The 7,105-nt window shown below is 69.6% G+C and carries 3 protein-coding genes and 2 pseudogenes; 1 reads left to right on the plus strand and 4 read right to left on the minus strand.

The genetic code is table 11. The annotated features are described in order from the left end of the window. The 4 genes and pseudogenes from xdhC to uraH all read right to left on the minus strand — a co-directional run. A partial coding sequence (gene xdhC, locus CSW58_RS05530; RefSeq protein WP_099446619.1) for a xanthine dehydrogenase accessory protein XdhC occupies positions 1 to 957 on the minus strand: 957 nt, incomplete at its 3' end. A gap of 28 nt (positions 958 to 985) precedes the next feature. Beyond that, positions 986 to 3,322, minus strand: a complete 2,337-nt coding sequence (gene xdhB, locus CSW58_RS05535; RefSeq protein ID WP_099446620.1) for a xanthine dehydrogenase molybdopterin binding subunit — start codon at positions 3,320 to 3,322, stop codon at positions 986 to 988. After that, a pseudogene (gene xdhA, locus CSW58_RS05540) lies at positions 3,315 to 4,762 on the minus strand (xanthine dehydrogenase small subunit). Before xdhA ends, xdhB begins: the two are co-directional and overlap by 8 nt. Next, positions 4,763 to 5,110, minus strand: a complete 348-nt coding sequence (gene uraH / locus CSW58_RS05545; RefSeq protein ID WP_099446621.1) for a hydroxyisourate hydrolase — start codon at positions 5,108 to 5,110, stop codon at positions 4,763 to 4,765. Between the two features lie 366 nt (positions 5,111 to 5,476). Here uraH and CSW58_RS05550 point away from each other — a divergent pair. Further along, positions 5,477 to 7,105: pseudogene (locus CSW58_RS05550) on the plus strand (malic enzyme-like NAD(P)-binding protein); the annotation flags it as partial.

Consider the following 7,105-nt stretch of genomic DNA (forward strand, 5'->3'; position numbering starts at 1 on the left):
GCGCAACAGGTCGGCGACGACCGACACGGCGATCACCTCCGGGGCCTTGCTGCGCAGCATCGGCAGGCCGATCGGACAAGTCATGCGCGCCACCTCGTCCTCGCCGCAACCTTCCGCCCGTAACCGACTGACAAACCGCGCCTTCTTGGTCTTTGAGCCAATGACGCCCAGATAGGCCGGCGGTCTACCCGCCAGGGCCGCGCGGACCAGATCATAGTCCAGGGCATGGTCATGGGTCAGGATCAGCACCGAGGCCTCGGGCCCGGCGCGACCCGCCTCGACCGCCAGTTCGGTCGGAGTACGCACCCCCACCCCGGGGATCGCGGCGGTCTCGGGCCGGGTGTCGAACCAGCTTAGGCGGAACGGCAGCGGCTCCAGGGCCCGGGCCACGGCCTGGCCCACATGGCCAGCGCCGAACAGCAGCACCGGCGGGCGCGACGCTTCGGCTCGCTCGACCAGCTCGTCGCCCGGGCCGGGGCGGGCGCCGCGGGCGGTGATCGCCGTCCCGGCCAGGGTGATCGGCGCGGCCTCGTCGGCCGAGGCCGGCAGGGCCGACACAGATTTTCCCAGGGCGCCGGGATCAAAGCGGGTGCGCAACTCGAAGGGCTGGGCGGCGTCCAGGCGGCGGGCGGCGTCGGTCAGCCAGTCGGCGCTCCCCGCGTCCAGCCGCTCGATCAGCAGCCGCACCCGGCCGCCGCAGCACTGGGCCAGAAGCGGCCCCAGGGGATAGTCCTGCACCGCGAAATACAGTGTCCCGGCCAGCATGCGGCGGGCCTGGTCGGTGGCGCGATGCTCCAGATTGCCGCCGCCGATGGTCCCGGCCTGGCCGTCGTCCCAGACCACCATCTTGGTCCCGGCTTCGCGCGGAACCGAGCCCTCGGTGGCGAGGACGGTGACCAGGGCGGCGGGCTGGCCCTGCGACAGGCGGGCAAGGGATTGGCGGGCCCAGTTGCTCATAGGCCCTCCCTCTCCCTCTGGGAGAGGGTCAGCATGAGCTGGCCCTCCGCTTGACGTCTTCCACCGCCATCAAGATCGCCTCCGGCGTCGCCGGCGCATTCAACTGCGGCATCACCTTGTGATCCGCCACGCTGGCCACCGCCCGGCTCACCGCCGAGAACACCGACAGGGCCAGCATCAGCGGCGGTTCGCCGACGGCCTTGGAGCGGTGCACCGTGGCCTCGACATTGCGGCCGGCCGACCACAGGTCGATGTTCAGCACCGCCGGTCGATCGCCGCAGGTCGGGATCTTGTAGGTCGAGGGGGCATGGGTGCGCAGACGGCCCTGGTCGTCAAAGACCAGTTCCTCGGTCGTCAGCCAGCCCATGCCCTGGATGAAGCCGCCCTCGATCTGGCCCAGGTCGATGGCCGGGTTCAGCGACCGCCCGACATCGTGCAGAATGTCGGCGCGCAGCACCTTCATCTCGCCGGTCAGGGTGTCGATCAGCACCTCGCTGCAGGCCGCGCCATAGGCGAAATAGTAGAATGGCCGACCGCTGTGGCTGGCGCGGTCATAGTGGATCTTGGGGGTGGCGTAGAAGCCGGTGGCCGACAGCGACACCCGCCCCAGATGGGCCTGGCGGCACAACTCGCCGAACGGAACCACGACGGAGCCGGCCCGCAGACCGTCTGGCGTGAAGGCCACCTCGCCTTCGACGCAGCCCCATTTGGCGGCCGCGAACGCCACCAACCGCGCCTTGATCGTCTCGGCCGCGTTCAGGGCGGCCATGCCGTTGAGGTCCGTGCCCGACGAGGCGGCGGTGGCCGAGGTATTGGGCACCTTGTCGGTGACGGTCGAGGTCACCTTGACCCGCGCCAGATCGACCTGGAAGGCGTCGGCGACGATCTGGGCCACCTTGGTGAACAGCCCCTGCCCCATCTCGGTGCCGCCATGGTTCAGCAGGATCGAGCCGTCGGCATAGAGGTGGATCAGGGCCCCGGCCTGGTTCAGGTGGGTGGTGGTGAACGAGATGCCAAACTTGACCGGCGTCAGGGCCAGGCCCTTCTTCAGCCAGGGACTGGCCGCGTTGAAGGCGTCGATCGCCGCCTGGCGGGCCGCGTAGTCGCAAGAGGCCGCCAGCTGTTCCAGCAGCTGCGGCGCGACATTGTCCTCGACGGTCTGGTGATAGGGGGTCAGGTCGCGGCCGGCCCCGCCATAGAGATTGCGCTGCCGCACCAGCAGCGGGTCCAGCCCCGTGGCCTGGGCCACCGCGTCCATCACCCGCTCGATCGCCGCCATGCCCTGCGGTCCGCCGAACCCCCGAAACGCTGTGTTCGACACCGTATGGGTGCGGAAGCGATGCGACAGGATCTCGACGGCCGGTAGGAAATAGCAGTTGTCGGCGTGGAACATCGCCCGGTCATTGATGGCCGGCGACAGGTCGGTGGTCGCCCCGCAACGCGAGGCCAATTCGAGCGCCAGGCCGGTCAGCCGACCCTCGGCGTCGAAGCCGACATCATAGGCCACCTCGAAATCATGCCGCTTGCCGGTCATGATCATGTCTTCGTCTCGGTCGGGCCGGCACTTGGCGGCGCGGCCGGTCTTGACCGCCACCAGGGCGGCGGCGGCGGCGAACAGCGAGGCTTGCGTCTCCTTGCCGCCGAACCCGCCGCCCATCCGTCGCACCTCGACGGTGACGGCGGTGTGCGGTCGATCCAGGACCCGGGCGATCAGGTGCTGCACCTCGCTGGGGTGCTGGGTGGAGGACCAGACATGGACGTCGCCGCCCTCGCCGGGAATCGCCAGGGCGACCTGGCCTTCCAGATAGAAATGGTCCTGACCGCCGATCGCCATCCAGCCCTGCAGCCTTTGCGGCGATGCGGACAGGGCCGCCTGGGCGTCGCCCCGCGCCATGCGCTGGCTGGCCTCGATCTTCAGGTCGGCGGCGCGGGCGGCGGCGATGTCGAGGGCGGCGGGCAGGTCGACATAGGCCACGACGGCCTTGTCGGCGGCGGCCCGGGCGGCGGCGATCGAGGTGGCGGCCACGGCGAACAGGCTCTGCCCGACATAGGTCACCGTATCGGTGGCGAACAGCTTGTCATCATGAATCACCGGGCTGACATCATTCTCGCCGGGGATGTCATCGGCGGTCAGAACCGCGACGACCCCAGGACTGGCGCGCACGGCCGACAGGTCCAGGGCCGCGATCCGCGCATGGGCCCGGGCGCTCATCGCCAGGTGCACGTGCAGCAGGCCGGCCGGCTCGGGCAGGTCGTCGATATAGACCGCCGCGCCCGTCACATGGCGCAGGGCGCTGTCATGCGGAACCGAGGCGTGCACGCTCTGGAACGGGGCCGTCGTCGCGGCGGGGGCGGAGTCAGCCATGCGCCGCAGCCTCCAGAACCCGCGTCGCCACGCCGTCGCCGGCGCTTTCGACAAAGGCCTTGATCAGCAGGTTGCGCGCGGTCAGGACCGATAGGCGGCCGAGGCGCGCATATCGCTGAGCGGCGTGAAATCCTCGTCCAGGGCCAGGGCCGCGGACTCGACAGTGTCCAGGGTCCAGGCCTGGCCGACCAGCAGGGCCTCGCAACCGGCCGCCCGCTTGGGCGTGGCCGCCATGCCGCCAAAGGCGATCCGGGCCTGGCGGACGATCCCGCCCTCGACCGCAATCGAAAAGGCGGCGCAGACGGCCGAGATGTCCTGATCGAACCGCTTGGACAGCTTGTAGACCTTGAAGATCAGGCCCGGCGCCGGGACGGGAACGAAGACGCCTTCGACAAACTCGCCCGGCTGCCGGTCCTGCTGGCCATAGGCCAAGAAATAGTCTTCCAGCGGCAGGTCCCGGCGTTCGGCGCCCCGGCGCAGCGTCAGGGTTGCGTCCGCCGCGATCAGGGCCGGCGGCATGTCGCCGATCGGTGAGCCATTGGCGATATTGCCGCCGATCGTGCCGCTGTTGCGCACCTGGGTCGAGCCCAGCCGCCGCATCATGCCGCCCAGGTCGGGATAGAGCCCGGCCAGGATCTCGAGCGCATCGACATAGCGGACTCCGGCGCCGATCCAGACTCCGCCGTCGCGCGGTTCGATCCGTTTGAGGGCCACGACCTTGCCCAGGTCGATCAGGGTTTCCAGCGGACGACGCTGCTTGGTGACCCACAGGCCGATATCGGTGGCGCCGGCGACGATCACCGCCTCGGGATGGGCCAGGACCGCCTCGGCCAGTTCATCCAGATCGCGGGGCGCCAACCAGCGGCGGGTCACGCCGTGCAGGGGATCGGCATGACTCAGGTCCAGGGTCGTCTCGCGCGTCAGCCCAGCCAGGGCCCCGGCCACATCCGGCGCCGCCTCGGGCACGACCGCCCCCGCGGCCGCGATGATCGCGCCATAGCCGGTGCAGCGGCACAGATTCCCGGCCAGCACCTCATCGACCGCCGCACCGGCGCCCTGGGCCCCGACCGCGCGGCCATATAGCGACATGACAATGCCCGGCGTGCAGAAGCCGCATTGCGAACCGTGATGATCGATCATCGCCTGCTGCACCGGATGCGGCGCGTCTGCAGCCAGGCCCTCGACCGTGATCACCGCCTTGCCGTCCAGCATCGGCACGAACTGGATGCAGCTATTGACCGCCCGCCACGCCACGGCGCCCGCGCCGTCGGCCTCGCCGACCAGCACGGTGCAGGATCCGCAGTCGCCCTCCGCGCAGCCTTCCTTGGTCCCTGTGCGCGCCAGATCGCCGCGTAGGTATTCAAGCACGGTCCGCGTGGGATCGACGCCCCGGGCCTCAACCACCCGGCCGTTCAGCAGAAAGCGCACCGCTTCGCTCATCTAGCTGCCCCGATAGGTGGAATAGCCGAAGGGCGAGACCAGTAGCGGCACATGATGATGCTGGGCGGGATCGGCGACGGCGAAATCGATGACCACCACGTCGAGGAAGGGCGGGTCACTGACCGCCGCGCCGGTGGCGGCGAAATAGGCCGCGACCGCGAATTCCAGCCGATAGGCGCCGGTCTTGAGCTCGGCCCCCTCGATCAGCCGCGCGCGGCCGTCGGCGTCGGTTGTCACCGCGCCCAAGGCCGTCAGGCCATCATCCGCGCGGGCGCTGATCCGAACAACAACGCCGGCGGCCGGGCGCCCCGTGGCCAGATCCAGCACATGGGTGGTCAGGCCGCTCATCGCCTCGGATCCTTCGCCGCATTGATCATCCTGACTCCCCTTCGTGGAACCGTGAGGCTGGGGCTGCGCCGCGCGCAAGTCCAGCGCCGCCGGGGCCCTTGACCGCCGATCCGCGCGCGGCGCGGTCAAAGCCGCCAACCGCGGCGGCCGGCGCCCGCCGAACGGTCATTATATAAGTTCTTTATTACTTATGGAGCCCCGCGCAAAAGCCTGATCGCTGATCAGGCCTTAAAAATGAGCCTCTGGACCGGGTAAGGTTGGAAATGCGCCGCCAACCCCGTTAGCAACGGCGGTAACGGATCGCGCCGCTGGCACGGACAGACGATCCGCGCCGCCGAGACCGCGCAGTCACCCAAGGACCGACCGATGGACGAGGATTTCCGCAAAGCCGCTCTGGACTATCACCGGCTGCCGCGTCCCGGGAAACTGGCGATCGAGGCCACCAAGCGCATGGCCACCCAGCGCGATCTGGCGCTGGCCTATTCTCCCGGCGTCGCCGCCCCGTGCGAGGCCATCGCCGCCGATCCCGACAAGGCTCGTGACTACACCGCGCGCGGCAATCTGGTGGCGGTGATCACCAACGGCACCGCCGTGCTCGGCCTGGGCAATATCGGCCCCTTGGCCAGCAAGCCGGTGATGGAAGGCAAGGCCGTCCTGTTCAAGAAGTTCGCCGGCATCGATGTCTTCGACATCGAGGTCGACGCCCTGGACCCCGACAAATTCATCGAGGTGGTCGCGGCCCTCGAGCCGACCTTTGGCGGGATCAATCTGGAGGACATCAAGGCCCCGGAATGTTTCGTCATCGAGCGGGCCCTGCGCAAGCGGATGAAGATCCCGGTCTTCCATGACGACCAGCACGGCACCGCCATCGTCTGCGCCGCCGCCGTCCGCAATGCGCTGGTGGTCCAAGGCAAGGCCCTCAAGGACGTCAAGCTGGTCACCTCCGGCGCCGGCGCCGCGGCCCTGGCTTGCGTCGACCTGCTGGTCTCGATGGGCCTGCCGGTCGAGAACGTCACCCTCACCGACATCAAGGGCGTGGTCTATGCCGGCCGCGACCCGGACATGCCCGACAACATGGCCCGCTACGCCCGGCCGACCGACGCCCGGGCCTTGCCCGACGTCCTGCCCGGAGCCGACATCTTCCTGGGCCTCTCGGCGCCGCGCGTCTTCAAGGCCGAGTGGCTGCCCCTGCTGGGTCCCAATCCGCTGATCCTGGCCATGGCCAATCCCGAGCCCGAAATCCTGCCCGAACTGGTCACCGCCGCCCGCCCCGACGCCATCATGGCCACCGGCCGCAGCGACTATCCCAACCAGGTCAACAATGTCCTGTGCTTCCCGTTCATCTTCCGGGGCGCGCTCGATGTCGGGGCCAGCGAGATCAATGAAGCCATGAAGGTGGCCGCCGTCGAGGCGATCGCCGAGCTGGCGCGAGCCGAGGCCAGCGAGGTGGTGGCCAGCGCCTATGGCGGCGCGGCGCCGATGTTCGGCTCGCAGTACATCATTCCCAAGCCGTTCGACCCCGCGCCTCATCCTGCAGATCGCCCCGGCCGTGGCCAAGGCGGCCATGGACAGCGGCGTCGCCACGCGGCCGATCGCCGACTTTGACGCCTATCGCGCCGAACTGGAGCTGTTTCGTCTATCGCTCGGGCCAGCTGATGCGCCCGGTGTTCGAGCGGGCCCGCAAGACCCGGCCCGCGTCGCCTATGCGAGGGCGAGAGGACGAACGCGTGCTGCGCACCGAACCGCGTGCGCGCGCCGTGTCAGACCGTGCTCGACGAGGGCCTGGCCCGGCCGGTCCTGATCGGCGACCGCGGCCGCATCGCCGCCAAGGTCGAGGCCCTGGGCTTGCGTCTGGACCTGGGCGCCCGCGTCGAGATCCTCGACCCTGCCGCTGATCACGCGATCTTCGCGCCCTTGACCGCCAGCTATCAGGCCCTGGTCAGCCGCCGCGGGGCATTCCGCCCCTGGCCGCCGAGCGCCGGGTGGCCAACCGCC

Source organism: Caulobacter sp. B11 (genome assembly GCF_002737765.1).
Taxonomy (GTDB): Bacteria; Pseudomonadota; Alphaproteobacteria; order Caulobacterales; family Caulobacteraceae; genus Caulobacter.

Bases quoted from the DNA above. Each gene is read 5' to 3' on its own strand.
- xdhB (WP_099446620.1), bottom strand. From the start codon at position 3,322: ATGGCTGACTCCGCCCCCGCCGCGACGACGGCCCCGTTCCAGAGCGTG.
- uraH (WP_099446621.1), bottom strand. From the start codon at position 5,110: ATGAGCGGCCTGACCACCCATGTGCTGGATCTGGCCACGGGGCGCCCG.